Raw genomic sequence first — 19,384 nt, forward strand, 5'->3', positions numbered from 1 at the left:
ATCATCCTTCCTGGAATGGTTTGTTGTAGTAGTCCACGCCGACCACCATCACCACGGTGGAGGTCGAGTCATTCCGGTTCAGGTTCCCGCCCAGAATCTTGAGTCCCTGATCGTCAGCATTCACCTTCGTCTCATATTTCCCGACGATAATCAGGGAACCCGGGGTAACATCCACGGTGTTGAACAGCTCCGTAGTGCTGATATTGGGTAGCTGTACCTGATTCTGGTCAGCAGTCGCCCCCTGCGGGAAGACCTCAATCCCGTTGAGGTTTTTCTTGGTGTAGGCCGACGTAAGCTCCACCCGGCCATCCGATAACACCCGCGGCGTCAGAATAACGCTTGTTCCGGTGGTGACGGTGTCGGTGGTGACCGATGAGCTGAATGACCCGCCAACCGTGTCAGAAAGCGTACTGGTGATGCCGGACACATAGTTCTGCGACTCGGTCAGGTTAAGGGGTACGGGCGTATTGTTACGTGTAACCATGGTGCCGCTCTGCAGCACCTTGCTGCCGGTCAGCTGATAGAGCGCATCCAGCTTTGCCGCCACCCCCAGACGTCCGTCGGCGTAGAAATCACGTCCGAAATAGATGTCGCCGGACGGTGTACCGATAAGGCCGGAGTTCAGGTTAAGTGACGTTCCGCCATTCTTGAATTTCAGCCCCAGCTCGCCATCGAGATTACGCAGCTTTTTCTTGTCAAGAATGAACACCTTGTAGGTGATGACAAACTGTTTGCTGTTGGCCTGTTTGTAATCCTTCAGTATTCTGGAAAGCTCCGCATATTCAGACGGACGACCACTGAAAGTCAGGACTCCCACATCCTTGAAGATGTTGTACACCCCGCTGGAGACATATTTCTGCGCCATGGCGGTGACGTCATCCCAGAAGGTGCTCTGGAATTTGGTCTCTGACTTGCCCTTCACGCCGCCGCTGATGGCTTCATTCCCCGACAGGTCAAGACTGGAATCCCAGGTATTGTCTTTACCAAAGAAGTCCAGCTTCAGAGCCCAGGTGTTATAAACGTTCACCTGCAGAATATTGTCGTCGGTCAGGCTGACCGTGACGTCATACAGAGCCGACAGATAACGAATGAATTCCTCAAACGTTCCGGAGAAGTTCACGCTGTTGTCGCGGATAAGGGGGACTGACGCCATCTCCGTCTGTGCTGTGGCTTTACCGGGAACCTGATCATTCACCCGGTAGCTGCTTTTCGTCTGCTCAGACAGGGTGTCCAGTACCGTGTTCAGCGACACCGGGATTTCTGAGTGAAACTCCACATGCTGTGCCAGCAGGTGCTGCTGCTTTGCACTGTATACAACGGGTTTCCCGAGAAAAGCAGTATCATACTTCGTGAAAGCCTGCTGTTTCTGCGCATCCAGACTCTGCAGACCGGGACTACTGTCGAGCAGGTCCTTGTCGGTGTACTTCTGGTTGAATTCAGTGGTACACCCCTGAAGCAGCAGTACTGCCGCAAGACAGGACAGTTTATAGTTAACTTTCATTGTGGTGAGTTCCTTTATTGCGTCCTGTATTACTGACCGTCAATGACGAGCACATTGTTTTTTTCATAGAGCTTGACCACCAGGCCGTAGTTCTCCGAACGGAACAGTTGCCCCAGCTGGTTCAGCACCTCATCCCGGTTTTTCCCGGTCAGGTTAATCGTGCTGTAAACGAGATAGTCCCGGTTACTGTTCCAGAGCAGATGCATGCCCTGCGCTTTGGCCCAGGTGCCGATATCCAGACTCAGCAGGTGGCTCTCCTGAAGGTTCATCGTCAGCCAGGGGTTGTACGCGCCGGCGACGGGCGGCTTCTGCTGCACAGTGGAAGTCAGTGCTGACGACGTTGCAGCAGGACTGCTTCCCCCGCTCTCCCCGGACACCGGCGCAGATACTGACGGAGCCGGATGCTCCGTCTGCATCCTGACCTTGTCCCGGTCAACCTGAAACGGGCTACGGGACAGGTCACTCATGGAGGCCCCGGCCCCAGAGTGACCCGCAGCCACAGAAAGGGATGACAATGTCATCAGCGCAATCCCGGTAATTATTTTTACTTTCATTTTTTCTTCCATTAATTAAATACCGACGATATTTCAGAGGAATACACAACAAATAACACCCTGCACGAAGGTTATTCAGGGCTGTTCCTGACCAACAGAACTGCACCAGGTCGTTATCATGACGGACATCCAGGGGGGGTTATAAAACTGCCAGGAATGCCCGAGGATACCTGTATCCTCAGCCCCCACCATGGCCGCTATCCGCCACGTGGCACCAGCACCATCAGCCGACTGTCTTATCTGCAGGATTGCTCCCCCCAGACGGTTGATAGAAACATCACTCTGACTCAGCCTCACCATGTTGTCGGACTGACTATCGAAGTAATGTCCTGGATTACCAGGAAGTAACGTTCCGTCAGCATTTTTTCTTATGCCTGAGACAACAGAGGAAACCGACGCGCTGAGCCGGGGGTGCATATCCACATGCACACCATTGCCATCCACCACATTCTGTGGACAGGTCTGTACCGGAACCGCAATAGCACCATTTGCAGGATTGGAGATTGTGTCCGGAGTGGGGCCGGTCTGACCGCAGCCGTTCACAGTACATAAGTCAGTTGCACCATCAGCAGGATTACGATAGTAAGGTTCAATCTGTCCGGTGTTACTGAAAGCGGCATAGTGGATTTGTGGTGCCGTATAATATTCATCTGTTGCACCATTAGCCCCTAAATGAACACCTTTTGAAATCACGTCACCCACCTGTAAATTCGCAAACTCACGGATATTCTGACGCTGTTTTAATACCAGGGCGTCCTGCGCAGGCGAGGTCAGGCAGGGACCCGCGGCACCAGCGGTTGTATTCCAGCAGACTTTATCTGCGGAGTTCAGACCGTCTGTTCTGAGATAATCCCCTTTACCGTCAAAACTGAACCGGATAGCGTACGCCTGCCCGTGCTGTAATTTGTCAATCATGTTCGGCAAATCAGAAAACAGGGCCAGGTTGCTATCCGGGGTGGCTGTCGTCGCCGGTTGCCCGCTGGTTTTGTCCAGTAGCGTCCAGGTGTTACTGGCATGATTCAGTTCCCTGACCAGATAAACACCATTCGTGTTTGGTGTGATTTTCTTCAGCCTGAACGCTGTCATTAACGGGTTGATGAACTGCTCAATCCGGGCGGGATTGTTATCCACCGGTGAGAAACTAATGTACACATCCACCCGGTCAATCCCGACTGGAGTAGCAGCAACAGATCCTGCTGGCCGACTGACGGTCCCCTGATCGCTGACAAGATCAAGACGTGAAATAGCAATTTCACTGCCTCTCAGTACCGGAGTTTCATTACAGCTTAAAAATTGCTGGTTGAAATAGATATTACCTGAGGCTCCGGCGCATCCACTGTCCGTAAAATACCGCCGAACCGAATCGGGTCCCCATACAGACTGACTCCATCGAAGGGAATGACTGAAATAGGTCTTTCCGGTGTGATGGTCAGTAACCGGAGACCCGTTTGAAACCGGCGTGGTAATACTCTTCGACCAGGTTCTGCCAATATAAGGTGATACTGAAGGACTGCCAGCATCCGTGGAAGACCCGGGGTGAGCCAGCCAGAGGGGGTTATTTTGTATACCCAACGTATTTATATCCACCTGATCCTCTGATATTGGATCAGCCGGTTGCTGGTATAGCGGATTTATTATTTTTTTCGGAACATTATTAACGGTCGCAGTAATCTTTCCTGCATTAATAAACTGTAACGCACCATAAATCTCCTGTGCCACTGCATCAGCTGCAGCCTGGCGTGTTTTCTCATCAATTAATTTACGGGCATAGTTTCCCGCCGCTAATAAAATAATACCGAGAAAGGCCAGAACAAAAATGATTTCCAGCAATGAAAACCCACGGGACTCTGTCATCCTTTTTCTGATTACGGACTCACTTACCACAACCCGTCCCTCATTTATCTTTACACTGAGAGTGCTCCCCTTGAATGAGGAGCACTAAAGAGAGATATAAATAAAATTAACGGCTTCCCAAAACCACACTGTTACTAGAGTTGTCATTACATGCAGTAATTACGCCATCAGCGGTAATCAAAGTGTTACCGTTAGCTACCAGAGAGCGGAAAACACCAGATCCAGTTAAGGTGGCTGGTGTACCCGGATTGTTACCAGTACCAGGCGTGCCTGCAACGACACCAGTAAGAGCGGCATCAAGTGCTAATGCGGCAACATCATAATGGTAGGTCCCTGCTGGGGCATTGTCAGTTACCTCAACATAATCGAAACTGTTTCCGGCCTGGAGTAATATATTTCGACACTGCTGTTGATTCAGACCATTAATTTCAATGAAATATCCCTTCTGAACACCATTGGCACTGATATTACCGGCACCTGCACTAATAAAATCATTTGAAATATTATTTTTTGCTTCATCCCGCGATAATTTACCCAGTGCAATCAGTTTACCAATAGGCGTTGCCTGACCCGCAGCCTCATTTATAGTCTGATCGTTTAACTGTGCTGTGGCTGTCCCTGCAGGAAGCGGATAAATCCCCGTCGAGCCATAGGCATCTTTCATTGCTGTACGAATAGTATTGATATTCGTTGTCAGATCCGTCATTGCTTTACTGTCATAAGCACGCTGTGCAAGAACAACTACACCAGCCGCAATCGTACCGATAATCCCCAATACGATAATAATTTCCAGCAATGTCATACCACGTTGTTTTTTTAGATTAAGGTATTTTTCTGGCTGTGCCATAAAACGTTTTCTGATTTCCCGCAAGTTTATTGCTTTCATAGGACGCTCCACTTATTAGTAAAACAAATAATAAAAATCCTCTACTCACCGGAATGAATAGTGTCATGTTTCGCTACAATGATGATTCTCAGTCTCATTCAGGTTAAATCGTAATAGGGATGCTTTCTGGTCTGGACACTCCTTTTATTTTCCAGTCAGGACAATCTGAATGAAATATTGATGTTTTCAGTTTCAATAATTAAAGATCTTTTTATCGATCGGAACGATCGATAAAATTCATCGTTATAAACGAATAATTCTGAAAGAAACTAAAGCAACTAAGAAAAACAATTAGTTAATTCAGCAAAGAGCAGACAGCACAGAACTATTGCTGATTAGTAATGTTTGTAACCATTTAATTTACGGAACACAAACTTGATCTAAATCATATTAAGTGGAATTTTTCCACAGAAACTCAGCGGTATTATCAGATATTCTTTTCTTGTGCAGAATCTGATGGGACACAAGTCGGTCAGCTCGACGGAAGTGTACACGAAGGTGTTTGCGCTCGATGTGGTGGCACGATACAGGGTGCAGTTCCAGATGCCGGAGGCTAATGCAGTGGCCATGTTGAAGAAGAATATCTGAGACTGTTCAAATAATAATATAACTCGTTGACCAGTTGAGTCCGGGGAATAGCAACAAATGTAACTACACTGCCGCTTTCCGCGAGTTAAATCACATTTATCATATCTCTTCAGTTTTAGCCTGTTTCTTCATATTCACTCACGGTCTGCCTGAGGAGCCGCATAATATGGATTCTTCCATCATCACGGATCTGTTAATCAGAATTGCCCTCGCCGGTTTTCTCGGGGGGCTGATTGGCATCGAGCGCCAGTTACGCGCCAAGGAAGCTGGCCTGAGGACGCACATCCTGGTCGGTATGGGCAGCGCCATGTTCATGATCGTCTCCAAATACGGATTCGAAGACATTCTCCGGGAAAATCATGTGGCCCTGGATCCGAGCCGGATCGCCGCTCAGGTGGTCAGCGGTATGGGATTTCTGGGCGCCGGAACTATCATTATTCAGAAACAAATCGTCAAGGGCCTGACAACAGCAGCCGGAATGTGGGTCACCGCCGCCATCGGTCTGGTCATTGGTAGCGGCCTGTATGAGATTGGGATCTACGGAGCCTTTCTGACGCTTATTGTACTGGAAGTTTTCCGCCAGCTCAGTAACAGGCTGATGAGCCGGCACTGTGGATTACAGGTGAAACTCAGGCCAGAAAGCGTTTGCCGAGTGTTTACCGCCCTTCAGTCTATGCCTGTCGGCTTTGCGTTTCGTTCCCTGAAAGAGAATACCTCTGAGGACAACGCGTGGACGCTGTTTCTGGTGCTGACGCTGCGTCCCGGGCGCTCCGTCAGTGAGATTGCCCCGCCCTTGCTGAACATTGAAGGGGTAAAATCCGTCACTATCCGTTGAACCCAGCACAGATATGCCACGAGACAAAATGATTACAGATTTCATCGATCTTAATTCGCTTTTTTCACCCGACAATACTATTACCGTCGAACTGACACTGAAAAAGTGAAGCCGCACGGGCGCTGGATATTCTGGCAGAGCTGCTGTCCCGCGCCGTCTGAGCCAGAAGAAATGCCCGGGCCAGAAACCTTTTCCCCTGGGCGATACGTAAGTGTCCGTCATGCAGGGACGCATTTCCTGGTCTCACAGTAACGGAGATAACCAGCCGCTAAAAACAAGCAACGCCGCCATAAGTAACAACATCAACAGCAGAATATTCGCACAGCAGAGACGATGGCGAAAAAGGGTATGTCGGCGCGCCCGCTGGCGTCGGGAAAGAACCTTCATGTTATCTTCGCGGACCGCCATCACCGGGGGTCCAGGAGGGATATCGTCATCCTTATTCACTTTTCTGTACTCCGTCGGCCTGAAGGAAATACCCCTCAAGGTTTTCTTTTATCATTATCCGACATTAACCACATAAAATGTGATAGATTCCTCAAAAACAACGCCACACAAAAAGTGATCTGTGTGCTGTTCACTGAGCACTGTTTCTGCCACCCGGTCCTCAGACACCAGACGTGCAGAATGTTAAACACGGGGACGTGTACAGGCGTTAATTGTCTGACCAGGGAACGCTTTTTTTACTCCGGTTTTAATCACAATGGCTGAATCACAGGAAACACTCTTTATGTCAGAAGCCCGTTTACAGCGGGTCGGGACGCTGTCCGTTGTCATTGCCGCTACTTTGTGGGGCAGCACAGGCGTCAGTGCTCAGTACCTGCTGGAAACGACCCACAGTTCACCGGCCACGGTGACGATGCTGCGTATGGGCCTGGCTGGCAGCCTGTTGCTGATTTTCGGGGGCCTTCGTGAACGCAGAAAGTTACTGAGGATATTCACCTCTCTGCGTGATGTTCTCTCTCTGCTTTTTTTTACCCTGGCCGGTGCCATGGCCGTACAACTGACCTTCCTGGTGACGGTGGCCGCGTCCGATGCCGCCACCGCTACAGTCCTGCAGTTCACCTCCCCAGCCATCGTAATGGTGACCTCCTGCCTGCTCACCCGGCAGATGCCCGGATGGCGGACGGTTCTGGCCGTCTGTCTGGCTATCGCCGGGGCCTTTTTGCTGGTGACCCACGGCAGCCTTACGTCACTGCGAATTTCCCGGACCGCCCTCACCTGGGGACTGATATCCTCCCTGGCTGCCGCCTTCTATGTCACCTGGCCGGTACCGCTTATCCGACGCTACGGGGCTATTCCGGTAGTGGGCTGGAGCCTGTTTATTGGTGGCGTGCTGCTCTTCATCCTGACACCAGAACCCCTGGTATACCACTCCTGGGGGCTACCGGCTATCCTGTCCGCCGGGTATCTGATTGTGGTGGGTACCGCCGTGACCTTCTGCCTGTATCTGTCCGGGGCACGAAAAATTGGCAGCGCCCGCGCCAGCGCCATCTGCTGTATTGAACCACTGGTCAGCGCCGTACTGTCGGTTCTGTTGCTACATATTGCCTTTGGTCCCGCTGACTGGACGGGTACCCTGATGGTCCTGCTGGCCGTAGCGTTGATGACTCGTTGACAAAGGAGTGATGAGGTTAACTGTTTCTTATAACAAATGCCCTGTGGATGACCTGGCATAGCTGGCCTGGTGCCAGCTGGTCGCCATGTGACTGGCACAGCATGACGGTCATGCGGTGATACCCTGCAGTAGCATCTTTTATCATTCCCCAATGGGGGCATCAGGACTCCTGTCGTATGAGCAGATTGCAATCATCACATCAGTAAAGAGATACCCGAAACATTGCCAAAAAGTTTCTATCTGTTTTAGTCCTTCAGAAGGAAGATATATAAAAAAGCCACAGATTTTATCTGTGGCTGTATAGAATTATTCACATCCATATGCCCTGTAATTGATCTGTCGCCAACAAATACTGGCATAAAGCTGCTTTCAGGTACTCTTTGTTCCTGATAATAACCGAAATCCAGAAAAAGACATCACTGACCAGTGATATACTGTCTCAGTATTTATGAGTTATCTATTTAAATTGTTAACACTCTTTATTTGATGTGTCGTACAATTATATTGTAGTTAACTATTATTTTCTTTTATCTCATGTGGCGGGATGGTCCTGTAAATACGTTTACAGTTATCATGAAACATTTTCCGTTGTGCCGCATGAGAATATCCCTTCATTTCACACACCGTCATAAACCCATGAAATATGTCACTGAAACTACCACAAAGACTATCCACAGGAAAATTACTTGCAAACATGATTCTGTCAGGGCCAAACATTGATAAAACTTCAGAGATAATCCACAGATTATTTTCCACCGACCAGGGGATACCCTTTAAACCAATGCCTGATACTTTCACCACAACATTTTCGCACTCGGCTAAAGCGGCCATTGCTGAATGCCATCCGGCAAGACCTTCAACAGAACGCTGGGCGGGTAGTCCCGTATGGTTCAGGATTATCATCGTATCTGGGAAATCATTGGCCAGTTTAACCGCTTCATGTAAATTCCACCACGGAGTCTGTAGATCAAACATCAGATTATATTTTGCAAGTAATGAATAACCATATCGCCATTTTTCATTACTCATCAGAGTGGTGTACTGCCCTACATCTTCAGGTTTGTCAGGACCTTCCGGTTTATGCCGGATACTGCGCATGAGTTCGTATTCGCTCTGCATTTTCAATACAGACTCAGTGTCATCATGGTGTAACCAGGCCTGGCCGACAACAGCATTAGGATACCCCGTCTTTTTTGCCACCGAGGTAATAAAATCACTTTCACCACACGGGTCTGTTGGGTCCCATTCTGTTTCCATATAGCAGGTTTCCACAACATTAATATTTCCGACATCCAGGAAATAATCTTCCGGGTAATACTTTTTCTTAATGGCGGTATAGTCACCATATCGAAAAGGGATCAACACATCGGGCTTCAGCCACGGATGGTCATTTTTAATCGGGTCCCAGAAATGATGATGAGCGTCAATGACCGGACCATCATATAATTTCATTTTTTCAGTATTCATATTTACCTCCTAGCGTACATGACGTAAGTCAATAATATTTGTCATAATAATGAATATTACAGCACAACCTGCGAAAAAGTAGAGTACCGGATCAAATGAACCTGTCAGGTCTAAAATAAGTCCAACTATTAATGGAATACAGATCCCTCCAACACTTCCAGCCATATTCATCATACCGCCCACCGTTGCAACCCGGGAGCGTGGAGCCAGCAATGGAGGAAATGTCCAGTACATGCTTCCCCACATTAATACAAATGCAGCGCAGGACAGAAGAATAATGGATGTTTTGACATCCGGGATGCTCGGCAATACCGCAAATGCTAAAAGTGTACAAACGCCTGAAATTGTCAGCAATAGCTTGCACGACCGACCCCGACCTAAACCTTTGCTTGATAATTTGTCCGCAAGCCAGCCACCACAAAGGCTGCCACATCCCCCTGCACAGAAAATTATCATCGTGGCAAATCCAACGGACTTTAAATCCAGATTTAATGCTCGTGTCAGATATCCCGGCCCCCATGTTAATAAACCAAAGAAGCACATGGCCCAGGAACAACGACCCAGCAACATACCTGTGAAGGAACGCAGCGGAATAATTTTTAGCAGTGGCTCCTTATTTTCTTCAACAACCTCATTTTCAGTACGATCAAGATTAATGATTTCCAGTTCACCGTCATTTACTTTAGGTGAGTCTTCTGGTTTGTCACGAATAATCCAGTAGGCTATCAGTCCAAGAACAACTGCAGCAACACCACAGATAATGAAAGTAATCCGCCATGATGAAAAATACAGAATCATTTCGGCGACTAATATTCCACCAATAGCGGCACCAAATGGACCACCGGCATCCATTAGTGTGGCCCCTCGCGCTCTTTCATTTTTGTTTAACCAGATAGCATTGAGTCTGGCTCCGGACGGAAATACTGGTGCTTCACTTGCACCGAGTAACAGATTGGCAGCAAGTAAAGCAAAGCCTGTTGGACAGAGTCCTAGCAGTGCTTCTGCAATACCCCAGAGGACTGCAGATAAAGTCAGTATAACCCTTGCGCCAAACTTATCCGCCAGGAATCCCCCAGGGATCTGCATGCAGGCATAAGTCCAGAAAAAACCACTCAGGATCAGCCCCTGCATGGTATCACTTAAGCCCAGGTCTTTAGCAATAGTGGGCATCGCTATCGATATCGAGGCCCTGTCAATCATACTGACAACAACAAGAAGGAAGAGAACGAAAAATATCCGCCATCTTATATTGGTTGGCTTTTGAATCTTGCACTCTGAAACAGAGTTTATTAGTTTATTACTGGATGACATGGCTGGCCCCTTCAAATTAATAATGTACTTTTTTAATTTAAACTGGATGCTGTTCCTGTATTACGAACCAATAATGGCCCCGAGGATGAGAACCCCGATAAGCCCAACAACTGACTGTACGGTGACCAGATAGCTCCAGGTACGGATAGTTTGTGGAACGGTCAGCCCAAAATACTCTTTGAACAGCCAGAATGCTCCGTCGCTTACATGCGAAAAAATCATTGCACCCGTTGTGGTGGATAGCACAAGCAGGGCTGCATTCGTGTCTGGATGTGCTGCCAGTAGGGCTGCCACAATTCCGCCTGATGCGGATACCGCAACAGTCCCGGAACCCAGCGCAATACGAAAAACAGCAGCCACAAGCCATGCAAATAACAGAGGGGGGATAGACCAGTCATTAGCCAGACTGCTGATGATGTCACTCAGACCGATTGCAGTAAGCACATTCTTGAGACCACCACCGCCACCGATAATCAGCAACAGACCTACAATCGGTACGATGCTTTTCTTGCTGATAGCCAGAATGCCTTCATTGCTGAAGCCGGCAGCACGGCCCAGAAAAATCATGGCATAAATCAGCGCAAGACCAAGAGTAATCACCGGGTTACCAATGGCCTGGAATATTTCTGTTACTACGCCTGTTTTCGGCAGGAAATCAAGACCGATAGTACCAATAATCATCAGAAACGGCGCAATCATTACTGTTGTCAGTGCGACAGCCAGTGATGGCTGACGAACCGGTTTTCCGTTTACCTCATGCCCGTGATCAGGACCGTTAAGCTCCAGAGGTTTACCCACGTCAAGATGGCGACGCATAAGTTTCGGGAAAAGATAGGCCCCTGAAAGTAGCACAGGCACGCTGATGATCACCCCGTAGAGTGTTGTTTCACCGATACTGGCGTTGTAGGCTGTTGCGGCAATAATCGTAGCCGGACCCGGTGGCAGCAATGCGTGAGCAGTCATCAATCCAGCAGACATTGGTATCGCCACGGTGAGAACAGGCACATTCAGTCGTTTGGTGATAGAAAAAACGAGGGGGACCATCAGCACAAAGGTGACTTCAAACAGATTAGGTAAACCAATGATCAGCGAAACCAGACCGACACTCAAAGGCATCCAGACGAGTTTTCGTGATCCTATAATGATATCAGCAATTTTGTCCCCACCGCCTGACTGTACCAGCAGTCCGCCCAGCATCGCGCCCAGGCCAATGACTACGCCAGTGACAGACAACTGACTGCCGAAGCCATGCGTAAAGGTTGTCACGCTTTTTGTTACACCAATATCATTCACTATACCTAAAAAGATGGATGATATGAGCAGGGAAAAAAAAGGGTGAATCTTTAATCGGGTGATTAAGATAATAAGAAGGACAATCGCAATGAGTCCGCTTATTACCACAAATGAAGTTGAATGCACGGAGGTTCTCCTCAACTGTGAGTGACTACACCGGAATATATGCAGATATAAACCGGCCTTGTCTGTATTTTTGTTGTCTGGTTGATACAATAATTTTATGTTGGTACGTTATTAATTTCAGCCATCATCGGATGTATGAGGTTTATTCTGATGATGAGTGCAATATATTAAAAACTTTATTAATCTCTTATTTTGCGCCCCTTATTTATTATCGATAGCCTCAGAGAGAGGTATGCCGTTTTTTTGATAAAAAAGTTAATATACTTATATAATTATTTTATCGGGTGCATCTTTATAAAGGATTATAACAATGCAGATGACACCCGTTTTTCCAGCACGCCTGACAGGAGTGTTTTAATTCCTTATTTATGTGTAGTGGAAGCCATTCTGGCCGCAACAGCAATAGCGCGTTCTGTTGCCAGCGTTTTTGCCACGCCCTTGCCTGCAATATCAAATGCAGTACCGTGTTCCGGCGTTGTGATAGCAAACGGTAATCCTGCTGCCACGGTGATCCCCACGTCAAAAGCATGCAGTTTGGTGGCTATCTGCCCCTGGTCATGGAACAGGGTTACAACCGCATCGTATTCATGATTAAACGCATGAATAAAAACGGTATCACCCGGTACCGGGCCGTACATATCCATCCCTTTTTCACGAAAGCTTTCAATGACCGGGATAAGAACGTCAATTTCTTCCTTACCGCAGGTGCCGCCATCGCCGGCATGAGGATTCAGGGCTGCAACCGCGATTCGTGGATTTTCAATGGCCGCCATGCGTAATGTGTCGTAGCATAACTGGACCGAGCGGCTGACATTTTCAGGTGTAATATGGCTGGCAATATCTTTAAATGGGATGTGCCCGGTCACACGAAATACCCAGAGGTCATCGAGCACGTTCAGCAACCCACGCGGTCTGTCCAGGCATCCCAGCTGTTCAGCAAAGAGATAATGTTCATCCTCGATATCCCAGCCGCCTTTCTTGAACGCTTCTTTATTCAGTGGGGCGAAGACAAAACCGTCAATCTTTCCGGATTTAAGTAATGACATGCAGGTCACCAGTGACTCGCCCGTCGCGTGGCCGGAGCGGGTATCAATGGTGCCCATTTTCAGATATTCAGGATCAAAGTTTTTCAAATCCAGCAGCGGAATATTCCCGGTATTCCAGTCCGCATCGGACGGGTCGCTGATGACATCCCACTGAAAATCCACGCCGGCAATTTTTTGACCAAGCGCCATAACCCGGGCGTCACCAATCAGGACCGGTCGGCAGTACTTATAAACGGTGCCATCTGCCACCACTTTAGCAATCAGCTCAGGACCAATTCCGGCTGCTTCACCCAGAAATATCCCCAGAACAGGTTTACGTTCCATTATTCACCTCTGTGTTTTCCAAAATTTCGTGTTGCGTTTCCTGACATGCCAGGTCAACGGTTATTACATAATTGCATTCATTATCCAGGGGACAAATTCCTGGCTGCCATAACCGAGTTCTTCACTTCGCGTCCGGGCACCCGAGGCCATCTCGATAATTCTCTGATAAATTCGCTCTCCGGCCTGTTCAATTGTTTCCTCGCCTTCCACAATGGTGCCGCAGTTCACATCCATATCATCCTGCTGACGGCGCCACAGAGTATTGTTGGTCGCAATTTTCAGGCAGGGTGTCGGTTTAGAGCCGAAGGCTGATCCCCGGCCGGTGGTAAAACACACCAGATTTGCCCCGCCGGCGATTTGCCCGGTGACGGCCATCGGGTCATATCCGGGGGTGTCCATAAAGACAAAACCTTTTGCGGTGACCGGTTCGGCGTACTCGTACACTTCCATCAGGCTGGTCGTACCGGCTTTGGCAATACCTCCCAGCGATTTTTCCAGTACCGTGGTCAGACCGCCCGCTTTGTTTCCGGCTGACGGGTTATTATTCATTTCACTCCCTGTACGCTCACAGTAGTCCTCCCACCACTTAATCCGGCGGATCAGTTTTTCACCTACTTCGCGGCTGATGGCCCGGCGCGTCAGGAGATGTTCAGCACCATAAATTTCAGAGGTCTCTGACAGTATTGCGGTTCCCCCCTGGCGAACCAGCCGGTCCACAGCGTATCCGAGAGCCGGATTAGCGGAGATGCCGGAATAGCTGTCAGAGCCACCACATTCGAGGGCAAGAATGATTTCCGATACCGGCACCGGCTCACGTTTAACCCGGTTGGCTTCCGGCAGCATGTCGAGAATGAGGGAAATGCCTTTCTCAATAGCATTACGTGTCCCGCCGCTCTCCTGAATGGTCAGGGTATGGAACATCGCGCCTTCGTGCAGTTTATGGGCATTCATCATGTCCTTAATCTGGAAGGATTCGCACCCCAGGCCCACGATCACAATCCCGGCAAAGTTCACATGGGTGGCATAGCCCGCAATCGTCCGCCGCATGATCGTCATCATTTCACTGTCAGACCCAAAGGCACAGCCAAAACTTTGTGGTAGGGCCACAATGCCATCCACATTCGGGAAATCACTGAGGCCGCGGGAACGGAAATGATCTTCAATAGCCCTGACAACGGTTGCACTGCAGTTCACTGAACTCAGTACCCCGATAAAATTGCGGGTTGCCACCCGCCCGTCCGCTCTGCGGATCCCCATAAAGGTATCCTGATGTGCATCGCGTTCCGGAGGGTGACTGTCCACTCCCCAGGCATAGTCCCGCTCAAAATTGCCCATACCGAGATTGTGCACATGAATATGTTCACCCTGCCGGATGTCACGGGTGGCAAAACCGATAATCTGTCCATAGCGCTTAACCACACTGCCGGCTGTAATATCCCGAAGGGCAATTTTGTGGCCGGCCGGAATGTGGTCGCGTGTTTCCAGACCTTCAGCTTCCAGCCAGCTTCCTGCCGGAAGTTCCTGTCGGGCAATCACAACATCATCTGCGGCGTTTAATCTGAGTACCGGACTGTTATTCATCTTACGACCCTCATGATCACTGGTGAATGTGTGCCAGAATGGCTTTCACCTGAGCAGTTTTTTCATCGCTGAGCGGCAATGCCGGTGCCACAACGGCGGTAGATATATCCAGCCCACTCAGCCTGATGGCGGTTTTTATCACACCAAAGAAAGGCTGCTCCAGCGCGTACAGCGGAGAAAGTTTTGCCAGTTGCTGCTGAAAATAACGGGCCTTCTCCAGATCGTTATCCTGAAAAGCCTGATAAATACCCCGGGTGATACCCGGCGCAAAGTTGAATGTGGCCGGAATGCCGCCGTGGCCACCCAGCAGCAGGGTATCCAGCATATATTCGTCATATCCGCTGAAGACAATGAAATCCGGGCGAAAGGCATGCACACGGTTGATGATTTCCCGGGTATGGCTGATGTTATCAATTGTGTCCTTGATACCCACGATGTTCGGCACTTCTCTGGCCAGCCGGGTAATAACATCGAGACCAATATCCTGGCCGGTCAGGTCCGGGAAGTTATAGAGAAATACCGGCGTGTCGAGCGCGTCAGCAATATGTTTGTAATGCATGAACCGGGCGTCATCGCTGAGTTTTGCATAGTACGGGTTTACAACCAGCACGCCATCAGCACCGTGCTCCTGCGCATGGCGGCCCAGATCAATGGTCTCTGCAGTCCCTGCACAGGCGATACCCACCAGAACCGGTACTCTGCCGTCCACATGACGCAGGCAAAATGCCGCTATCTCTTTTCGCTGCCGGGACGAAAACTGTGAGAACTCGCCTCCACTGCCCAGGATTAGCATCCCGTCAGCCCGACTTTCAATAACATGATCAAGCATCCGGGCCATGCCTGTTTTATCCAGCTCCCCCTGTTCATCGACAATGGAAGGAACGGGAGGGAAAATACCCCTGAATTTCGTTGACATACCAGCCTCATTTAGTTCAATATATGGAACTATAGTTCCGCTCATTGAATTTAGTACAGCAGAATTCGGTTCCGGGAGTCAAAGGGTTTTACAACGCAAGCTGATAACTGTGAGTTATGTCAGATTTATAGCGGGATACCCGTAACCGGAAATGATGTATAACACCAGAAGAAGGCGGTTCTGGGCTCCGGAACTGACCGGGGTATACTCCAAGTGGCTATGAATTGAAGAACATTTTCCTCTATGAATAATCAAACCAGTAAAACATCCGTACCTGCACTCGATAAAACGGCCAGGATTTGCAATTATCTTTTTAAATGCCCTGGTGCCACCTTCAGTCAGATCCAGCAGGATCTGGGACTGCCCAAAAGCAGTACTTCATCTTTACTGAATGCACTGGTTGAACATCACTTTTTACGCCAGGAAAGAGGCCGTTTTTTTCTGGGACTGAAGCTGTATGAATGGGGAAACCGCTCCCTGGAACAGTTCGACATCAGTAAGGTGGCCAGGCCGGTGCTGGAAAAGCTGAGGGACAGTACAGACCTTATCTGCCACCTGGGGATCCTTGATGAAGTTGCGCCCATTTATATCCTGAAGCTTGAAAGCGCCCAGCCAATAGGGATAAAGACATGGGTGGGCAAGAAACTGCCACTCCACAGTTCTGGGGTAGGTAAGGCTCTGTGTGCGTGGTTACCGCAGGAGACCATTGATACGCTGTTACCGGATGAAACCTTGCCGCGCTATACGGATACCACTATCACCTGTAAGTCTGATCTGATGCAGGAATTTGCGCATATTCGTGAGCAGGGATGGGCTTTTGATAATGCGGAGGACTCACCGGGAATTTACTGTATTGCTGCGCCAGTCTTCAACCGGGCGCAGGAGGCTGTGGCCGCAATTAGCGTCAGTGGAGTGGAGGTTCAGCTGCCTAAGGAAAGAATTCCGTACTATTCCAGCCTGGTTCTTGAGGCATGCCAGGAACTGTCAGCAAAGTTAAAATTTATCTGAATTGACATCCTCCCCGCCCAAAGGACGGGGTTTTACAGCGCACCTGATAAGCTAAGGATAATTTTATGAAAAAAACACTCATTGCACTATTCCTCGCAGGTTTGACCACATCCGCGTATGCGCAAGATGAACTAACCATCAGTAAACTGGCGGCAGATCAGGATACAAAGGCGGAGTTTCAGAAAATGGCGGCTAACCAGCACTTACCCAAATGGGTAACTCAGGGGGGAACTGACTCTCAGGGTCAGAAAGTCAACATAGCAGGCAATCAGTATCTGGTGCTGAATTCATGCAAACCGCATGATTGTGGTTCACAGCGAATCGCCGTGCTTTACGCCACGGAAACGAAAAAAATAGCAGGTGTTTTATCCTCGATAGATGAGAAAACAGGTAATGAAAAACTACAGTGGTTAAATATACCTGATGATTTGTCGATTGATGGGAAGACAGTCCTGTTCGCAGCACTGACAGGCAGCCTTGATAATCACCCTGATAGTTTCAATTTTAAATAATAAGTAAGCACTGTTATATCTCCCAAGATTTAATACATAGAAGGTACGATTATGTGTGAAAATGAACCTTAAAGTAGGGATAAGGTGTTAATCGACGGGCTCAGTATAAGAACCTATCCCAGAAGGGATTGTCAGAATGTCGTAACTGATAATTTCTGGAGGTAAAAATATGACGGGCAACAGGTGGCGGATAAGCGATGAGCTTTGGGAGAAAATGGCACCGCTTATCCCCGAGCACAAGTCCCATCATCCGCTCGGTACTCATCGTAAACGTGTTGATAACCGTGCTGCCATGGATGCCATATTCTTCGTTCTCAGGACCGGATACCAGTGGAATGCCCTGAACGCTACTGGGATATGTTCATAGAGTTCCGCACACCGACGTTTCCAGGAATGGCGTGATGGGGGTTTGGGGAGCAACGAAACAGTAAACGCCGTTACTGCCCAAACCCCATAGCTCCGCTTACTGGTGCTTATCGGTTATTTTGGCTATACTGACCATTCGAGCCATTTTAAACGGTAGGTGATTTATGGAAGTCATTCCCGCTCAACTAGCTAAAAATCAGTTCGGTGATCTGCTTATGAAAGTTCAGCGTGAGCCGGTAGAGATTAGTAAGCATGGTAAGCGTGTGGCCGTGGTCATTTCTCCTGAAGAGTATGATCAGTTTGCACAGCTTAAGTTACAGAGTTTAAAAGCCATTTTGGTTGAATCTATTGCACAAGCTGATCGTGGAGAGCTGCACAGTATTGATGATGTGTTTGCTCCCTTTACGGTCGATGAACTTGAAGGTAAAGCTTAGGGATGAGCGTTAAATTTACCAGGAAGGCCAGAGAGCATATTCGCGCCATAAAACTGTATTCCTTACGCCGGTGGGGAGTTAGCATAGCAGAGGCTTACGCTAATTCCTTGCGTGTGACTATGACAGATATTCTTGATCGGCACCCATCCCCCGGACGTGATCGTAGTGAGGATCTTCATGTTGGTGTACGGAGTTTCCCTGTTGAGAGCCATATTATCTATTACCGCGAAGTTCCGGCTGGTATTGAGGTGTTGGCAGTATTACACCAGACACAAGATCCACATAACTACCTGTAATTAACGGGGCTGTCGCTATTGTTCATTTTATTACCTCCCTATGAGACGACAATAACTCAGTCCGGCGCATTGACTCAGCATTTTTGTCACCGAACTCGCACTGTTGCCTCATCAAAATTGTTACTTTAGCTGTGTGATAAATAATCATACAGAGGTGTCCCCGTGAGTAATGCATTGTTGCCAATGGATACCCGTCACCAGTTGCTACGGGGCTGACAACACGCTATCAGGTAGCCAGCAAAACCGAGTTCATACTAATCTGTGGTTACCATCGTAAATCAGCAATACGGTTGCTGAACGGTGCTGTCACCAACGGTAGCCAACAGCATCGCTCCGCCCCGGCCGTTCGGTTTATGGAGCAGCCGTTCAACAGGCTCTGATTGTCCGCTGGGAAGCTTCAGATCGCTTATGCGGAAAACGTCTCAAAGCGTTACTGCCCCAGCTCATTCCGACAATGGAGAAACACGGGCACCTCAGTCTGAATCCGGTACTCCGCGATCAGCTTATGAAAATCAACGCGTCCTCCATCGATCGCCTGCTGAAAGAAGCACATACCGCCGCCGGTAAAAACGCAACCGGGCGGTTAACCGCGTCAGCAAAAGTATCCCAGTCAGGATGTTCACTGAGCATGAACGGCATTCACCAGGGTTTATCATTGCCTTCTCCCGGTCAACTCGCGAAGCAGCACGGCCAGTAACTCCGGTGTGGCTAAGCCTGAGAATGAGAGGAATAGCACAATGAGTGTTGTTTCATAAAATTATCCCACGCTAACAACAACTTTTCATGATCATTTTTTAGCCATTGACAATATTAATCTGCAAATAATAGCCTGTTAATAATGTAAAGGGACTGTAAATATGACTTATGG

General features: G+C 48.7%; 18 protein-coding genes and 2 pseudogenes. 9 read left to right on the forward strand and 11 right to left on the reverse strand.

The genetic code is table 11. The features are described from left to right. Position 1 precedes the first annotated feature (1 nt). The 4 genes from BZK42_RS22015 to BZK42_RS22030 all read right to left on the reverse strand — a co-directional run bounded on the left by BZK42_RS22015 (position 2) and on the right by BZK42_RS22030 (position 4,795). Positions 2–1,501, reverse strand: a complete 1,500-nt coding sequence (locus BZK42_RS22015) for a type IV pilus secretin PilQ (RefSeq protein ID WP_080860197.1) — start codon at positions 1,499–1,501, stop codon at positions 2–4. 29 nt (positions 1,502–1,530) lie between these two features. Beyond that, positions 1,531–2,055 (reverse strand): TcpQ domain-containing protein, encoded by a 525-nt coding sequence (locus BZK42_RS29340; protein WP_249025151.1) that lies wholly within the window; start codon positions 2,053–2,055, stop codon positions 1,531–1,533. Positions 2,056–2,130: 75 nt separating this feature from the next. Continuing rightward, entirely contained in the window at positions 2,131–3,885 is a 1,755-nt protein-coding gene (locus BZK42_RS22025; RefSeq protein ID WP_143329721.1) for a hypothetical protein, read from the reverse strand. 130 nt (positions 3,886–4,015) lie between these two features. Continuing rightward, positions 4,016–4,795, reverse strand: coding sequence for a type IV pilus major pilin (locus BZK42_RS22030; RefSeq protein ID WP_282958081.1), 780 nt, complete (start codon positions 4,793–4,795; stop codon positions 4,016–4,018). A 441-nt stretch (positions 4,796–5,236) separates the two neighbouring features. On the opposite strand from BZK42_RS22030, the pseudogene BZK42_RS28965 reads away from it, so the two are divergent. Together BZK42_RS28965 and BZK42_RS22040 are read left to right on the forward strand one after the other, a co-directional pair. After that, positions 5,237–5,383 (forward strand): annotated as a pseudogene (locus BZK42_RS28965) (phage integrase family protein); the annotation flags it as partial. A 178-nt stretch (positions 5,384–5,561) separates the two neighbouring features. Further along, positions 5,562–6,218, forward strand: coding sequence for an MgtC/SapB family protein (locus BZK42_RS22040; RefSeq protein ID WP_080860266.1), 657 nt, complete (start codon positions 5,562–5,564; stop codon positions 6,216–6,218). Between the two features lie 243 nt (positions 6,219–6,461). Here BZK42_RS22040 and BZK42_RS28465 read toward each other — a convergent pair whose 3' ends face one another. Then, on the reverse strand, positions 6,462–6,665 hold the full coding sequence (locus tag BZK42_RS28465; RefSeq protein WP_143329722.1) for a hypothetical protein: 204 nt from the start codon (positions 6,663–6,665) through the stop codon (positions 6,462–6,464). A 283-nt stretch (positions 6,666–6,948) separates the two neighbouring features. Here BZK42_RS28465 and BZK42_RS22045 point away from each other — a divergent pair, with 283 nt between their 5' ends. Next, the gene (locus tag BZK42_RS22045; protein ID WP_158083375.1) at positions 6,949–7,836 is read left to right on the forward strand and encodes a DMT family transporter; all 888 of its coding nucleotides are present in this window, start codon (positions 6,949–6,951) and stop codon (positions 7,834–7,836) included. 510 nt (positions 7,837–8,346) lie between these two features. On the opposite strand, the gene BZK42_RS22050 is transcribed toward BZK42_RS22045, so the two are convergent. From BZK42_RS22050 to BZK42_RS22075, 6 genes are all read right to left on the reverse strand, one after another. After that, positions 8,347–9,303: an amidohydrolase family protein gene (locus BZK42_RS22050; protein ID WP_080860203.1), complete on the reverse strand. Its 957-nt coding sequence runs from the start codon at positions 9,301–9,303 to the stop codon at positions 8,347–8,349. Positions 9,304–9,312: 9 nt separating this feature from the next. Beyond that, positions 9,313–10,614, reverse strand: a complete 1,302-nt coding sequence (locus tag BZK42_RS22055) for an MFS transporter (RefSeq protein ID WP_080860204.1) — start codon at positions 10,612–10,614, stop codon at positions 9,313–9,315. A 60-nt stretch (positions 10,615–10,674) separates the two neighbouring features. Next, complete coding sequence (locus BZK42_RS22060) at positions 10,675–12,033, reverse strand: GntT/GntP/DsdX family permease (protein ID WP_346190202.1); 1,359 nt, start codon at positions 12,031–12,033, stop codon at positions 10,675–10,677. Positions 12,034–12,395: 362 nt separating this feature from the next. Beyond that, complete coding sequence (locus BZK42_RS22065) at positions 12,396–13,403, reverse strand: PdxA family dehydrogenase (protein ID WP_080860205.1); 1,008 nt, start codon at positions 13,401–13,403, stop codon at positions 12,396–12,398. 63 nt (positions 13,404–13,466) lie between these two features. After that, on the reverse strand, positions 13,467–14,984 hold the full coding sequence (locus BZK42_RS22070; protein ID WP_080860206.1) for a UxaA family hydrolase: 1,518 nt from the start codon (positions 14,982–14,984) through the stop codon (positions 13,467–13,469). Between the two features lie 16 nt (positions 14,985–15,000). Then, positions 15,001–15,900 carry a dihydrodipicolinate synthase family protein gene (locus tag BZK42_RS22075; protein WP_080860208.1) on the reverse strand — a complete coding sequence of 300 codons (900 nt, stop codon included), beginning with the start codon at positions 15,898–15,900 and terminating at the stop codon, positions 15,001–15,003. A gap of 243 nt (positions 15,901–16,143) precedes the next feature. Here BZK42_RS22075 and BZK42_RS22080 point away from each other — a divergent pair, with 243 nt between their 5' ends. The 6 genes and pseudogenes from BZK42_RS22080 to BZK42_RS22105 all read left to right on the forward strand — a co-directional run bounded on the left by BZK42_RS22080 (position 16,144) and on the right by BZK42_RS22105 (position 19,213). Beyond that, on the forward strand, positions 16,144–16,908 hold the full coding sequence (locus BZK42_RS22080) for an IclR family transcriptional regulator (RefSeq protein ID WP_080860210.1): 765 nt from the start codon (positions 16,144–16,146) through the stop codon (positions 16,906–16,908). 65 nt (positions 16,909–16,973) lie between these two features. Next, the gene (gene ivy / locus BZK42_RS22085; RefSeq protein WP_080860211.1) at positions 16,974–17,420 is read left to right on the forward strand and encodes an Ivy family C-type lysozyme inhibitor; all 447 of its coding nucleotides are present in this window, start codon (positions 16,974–16,976) and stop codon (positions 17,418–17,420) included. Between the two features lie 169 nt (positions 17,421–17,589). Beyond that, positions 17,590–17,784 (forward strand): annotated as a pseudogene (locus tag BZK42_RS22090) (transposase); the annotation flags it as partial. Between the two features lie 166 nt (positions 17,785–17,950). Beyond that, positions 17,951–18,220: a type II toxin-antitoxin system Phd/YefM family antitoxin gene (locus BZK42_RS22095; RefSeq protein ID WP_080860213.1), complete on the forward strand. Its 270-nt coding sequence runs from the start codon at positions 17,951–17,953 to the stop codon at positions 18,218–18,220. A 2-nt stretch (positions 18,221–18,222) separates the two neighbouring features. Further along, complete coding sequence (locus BZK42_RS22100) at positions 18,223–18,516, forward strand: type II toxin-antitoxin system RelE/ParE family toxin (protein WP_080860215.1); 294 nt, start codon at positions 18,223–18,225, stop codon at positions 18,514–18,516. Positions 18,517–19,021: 505 nt separating this feature from the next. Then, on the forward strand, positions 19,022–19,213 hold the full coding sequence (locus tag BZK42_RS22105; protein ID WP_143329723.1) for a hypothetical protein: 192 nt from the start codon (positions 19,022–19,024) through the stop codon (positions 19,211–19,213). The last annotated feature ends 171 nt before the right edge of the window (positions 19,214–19,384 follow it).

This window comes from Citrobacter braakii (assembly GCF_002075345.1).
GTDB lineage: Bacteria > Pseudomonadota > Gammaproteobacteria > Enterobacterales > Enterobacteriaceae > Citrobacter > Citrobacter braakii.